This window comes from Nocardia sp. NPDC102475, from assembly GCF_055584605.1.
The window spans coordinates 1-3,514 of the sequence record NZ_JBVJLS010000028.1 but is presented as its reverse complement, the minus strand read 5'-3'; the positions used below and the strand labels follow the sequence as shown (position 1 = coordinate 3,514).

Below are 3,514 nucleotides of genomic sequence, written 5' to 3'. Positions count from 1 at the left end.
GCCACCAGCAATGCCGTGCACGGTACGACAACGTCCGCTCTTCCGGAGATGCTCAGCCCCAAAAGAATCCACAGAATCGCGCATTTCCTCACAGGTGCACGCTGCCACCCGCAGGCTCGCTTTCTCGGTCCCGCAGACCCGCCCCGAGCGGCCGCAATCGGAGCCCTTACTGGCAGGCCCCGTGCGGCCCGGGCAATGCTCTGCACGGCACGCCGATATGCGACCCGGAAATACTGCCCCAAAGGAATCCCGCACTCCGCGCAAGCGTCACCTCTACGCAAAGGTGCATCTTCTGACTTGGACACGCACCGTTTGTCGTAGCCGCATACCGTCTACGCGGGGTGTGCACTGGCGACGCGAGGTGTGCACTGGGTCGTTCTGGGGCGCAGGGGGATTCAGGACCAGCGGCGGGTGATTCGGCGCGTGCGGCGGCCGTTCCAGCAGCCGCGGTGCCAGTGTCTGCGGTCGTCTTCGCCGTCGTCGACCGCCCAGGCGACGATATGGGCTACGCCGGGCGGTATTTCGTGATCGCAGCCGGGGCAGCGATAGGTTTTGACGGCCCGGCTACCTGGGATGGTGCGCACGATGTACATGTCGTCGCTGTCCGGTCCGGCCTCCCGCCTACCGAAGACATCGCCGATCGGCGGGTTGCCCTCCTGCGAGCGGCCCACCTGGCGTTCCGTCCGCGGTTTCCGTCGGGGCATCCCATAAGCCTAGGTCGTGGCCTACTTCACGCAGCGCGCGCAGTCCATCCCTTCCTACGCACCACCCACGCCCCCATCGCACGCGCCACCCACGCCCCCAACGCACGCGCCACCCACGCCGCGCAAGTCAATGCCCGACGAATCCATGCGCACGCACGAGCCAACGAACAGCCAGCAAATTCATGCGCAGCGGGAAAGTCATACGCAGCCAGCCAACCCAGTGCGCAGCCAGCGAACCCAAGTGCGCAGCCAGCCAACCCAAGTGCGCAGCCAGCCAACCCAAGTGCGCAGTCGGTGAACTCATCCCCAGCGCGCGAACGCATCCGCCGCGGTATGCGCAATGTACGAACCCGTACGCCGCGAACACTCATGCGCGGCCGCCTAACATACGCACCGCAGACGACGTCACGCACCGCCGAGGACCTCCGATACCCGGGGACGCACTCCGTCCCTTCCCACGCAACCCCTCCCGCACCGCCCATGTTTGTCCAGCGAATCCACACGCACGAACTCGTGCGGGCAAACCCACAGGCGGCGAACAAAACCGTGCCCGGCGAACATACAAATGCGCGGCAAGCAAAGCCATGCGCGGCTCCCGCACATAAGCACTGCGGGCGACGTCACGCACTACCGAAGACGTCACGTACCGGGAGCGCAGTCGTCCCTTCGCACGCACCATGCGCGTTGCCCGCTGAATCCATACGCAATGCGCTCATACGCAGTGAGCAAAGGTGCGCGGCCGCCGAACGTACGCACCGCCGACGAACTCCCGTACCGACGGCACAAGTCCGTCCCTTCCTGCTCAACACCCCCCGCGCCGTCCACGTTTACCCGGGAATCCGTACGCAGCGCGAGCTCACGCGCGGCGCACGAACCCACGCACAGGCGGGCAAACCTATGCGGCGCGCAAACTCATACGCAGCGGCGGCAAATCAGTGCGCGGCGAGCGGAATTCATGCACAGACGAACTCATACGCCACGGCTTGGACGGGGTGAAATCTAGAAGAGGCGGAATTCGTTGCTCTCGGTGCCCCGTAGGGCGTCGTAATCGAGGGTCAGGCAGCGGATGCCGCGGTCCTCGGCGAGGGTGCGGGCTTGGGGCTTGATCTGTTGGGCGGCGAAGACGCCGGCGACCGGGGCGAGGAGCGGGTCCCGGTTCAGGAGTTCGAGGTAGCGGGTGAGCTGTTCGACGCCGTCGATTTCACCACGCCGCTTGATCTCGACGGCCACGGTTGAACCGTCGGCGTCGCGGCAGAGCAGGTCGACCGGACCGATGGCGGTCATGTACTCGCGGCGGATCAGTGTGTAGCCGGGGCCGAGGGTCTGCACGTGTTCGGCGAGCAGCTCCTGAAGATGGGCCTCCACACCGTCTTTCACCAGACCAGGGTCCACACCCAGCTCATGCGCGGAGTCGTGCTCGACGTCCTCGATGGTGATGCGCAGTTCCTCACCCGCCTTATTGGTAACCACCCAGAAGGCCTTCGCGCCCTCGGGTACCGCATCACCGTCGCGCTCCTCCAACCAGCACGGCGGACTCATCCAGTTCAGCGGCTTGTACGAGCCGCCATCGGAATGCACGAGGACCGATCCGTCCGCTTTGATCAGCAACAATCGGCGGGCCATCGCGAGATGGGCGGTGAGTCGCCCTACGTAGTCGACCTGACAGCGAGCAATCACTAGGCGCACCCAAGCACTGTAGGTGAGCGTCCGGCCCGCCTCAGCGTCACCCCTGCTGCGTCGGCTGTCAGCCCATGAGCAGAATTGCCGCGAGGAACGCGCTCACGGCGAGCAGACCGGATTCGATCCGGGTGAGTCGGCGGGTAGATGCCGCTTTCGCGCGCAGCATGCCGAAGCCGACCCCGGTTCCGATACAGAAGGCCAGCAGGTGACCGACATTGGTGAAGGTCTGTTCGATCAGCACGCCCTCGGCCGCGACGATGAACCACGCCGTCGACCAAGCGATTCGCCAGCGATGCGGAATGGCGACCACAATCGCCCCGACCAACGCCATAGCGCCGTAACTCACGCCGACGTCCTGCGCCCAGCGGATGCTCGCGGGCAACCAATCGGCCTCGATCGCGATCCAGAGACCGGCCGCGACAAGGAGCGTGGCACCGATATGTCCAGCCAGGAACACCCGCACCATATGGACCGCGCCGAAGCGCAGTTCGGCAAGTGCGAGCAGACAACCGAGCAACGGAATCAGCACCCAGGCGGCACTGACATCGCCGATCACCAGTGCGCTCGAGAGCACGGTGCCTACCCGGCCATTCAGCAGATTGTGCAGATTCGTGCTCGCGTGCAGCACCAACCGTGCCTGCGAGGTCTCACTCATCGCGGAGAAGACAGCGGTGACAGCGACAAGAGCCGCCAGATATCCGAACGTCGCCGGGAGCCTCAGCTGCCACCAGCGCGAACGAAGCGGTCTGAGGGGATCGACCGGCGCGCGGTCGGCGGTTGTCGTCGCTGCGACCATCAACACCTCCATGCGCATCGACCGCTCCTATCGAGCATGCCGACGCTGATTACTACTTACTGTCACTCTCCATGATGTACGCCGGAGCGCCGTATAGGGTGACTGTTCCCTGTGAGATTGCTCCGAAACCTGATCCAACCCGCGTCGGGCTGCGCAGTCTCTTCGCTCTCACTTCAGCTAGCAATTGCCCGCGCCCTGATATGCAGAAAGGCCCCCAACTGGTGTTGGGGGCCTTTCGCAAGGATGTTCCGGCGGTGTCCTACTCTCCCACACCCTGTCGAGTGCAGTACCATCGGCGCTGGTGGCCTTAGCTTCCGGGTTCGGAATGGGACCG

At 64.9% G+C, this 3,514-nt stretch carries 3 protein-coding genes and 1 rRNA gene; all 4 read right to left on the bottom strand.

Going from position 1 to position 3,514, the window contains the following annotated elements; translation table 11 throughout:
• Window positions 1-395 precede the first annotated feature (395 nt).
• Window positions 396-704: an ATP/GTP-binding protein gene (locus ACZ60G_RS36265; RefSeq protein WP_465816070.1), complete on the bottom strand. Its 309-nt coding sequence runs from the start codon at window positions 702-704 to the stop codon at window positions 396-398.
• A gap of 999 nt (window positions 705-1,703) precedes the next feature.
• Window positions 1,704-2,390: an endonuclease NucS gene (gene nucS, locus ACZ60G_RS36260; protein ID WP_465816068.1), complete on the bottom strand. Its 687-nt coding sequence runs from the start codon at window positions 2,388-2,390 to the stop codon at window positions 1,704-1,706.
• Window positions 2,391-2,448: 58 nt separating this feature from the next.
• Complete coding sequence (locus tag ACZ60G_RS36255; RefSeq protein ID WP_465816067.1) at window positions 2,449-3,198, bottom strand: rhomboid-like protein; 750 nt, start codon at window positions 3,196-3,198, stop codon at window positions 2,449-2,451.
• A 228-nt stretch (window positions 3,199-3,426) separates the two neighbouring features.
• Window positions 3,427-3,514 (bottom strand): 5S ribosomal RNA (gene rrf / locus ACZ60G_RS36250); the annotation flags it as partial.

Excerpts from the sequence above, each read along its gene's own strand:
- ACZ60G_RS36265 (WP_465816070.1), bottom strand. The coding sequence starts at position 704 with ATGCCCCGACGGAAACCGCGGACGGAACGCCAGGTGGGCCGCTCGCAG.
- ACZ60G_RS36255 (WP_465816067.1), bottom strand. The coding sequence starts at position 3,198 with ATGCGCATGGAGGTGTTGATGGTCGCAGCGACGACAACCGCCGACCGC.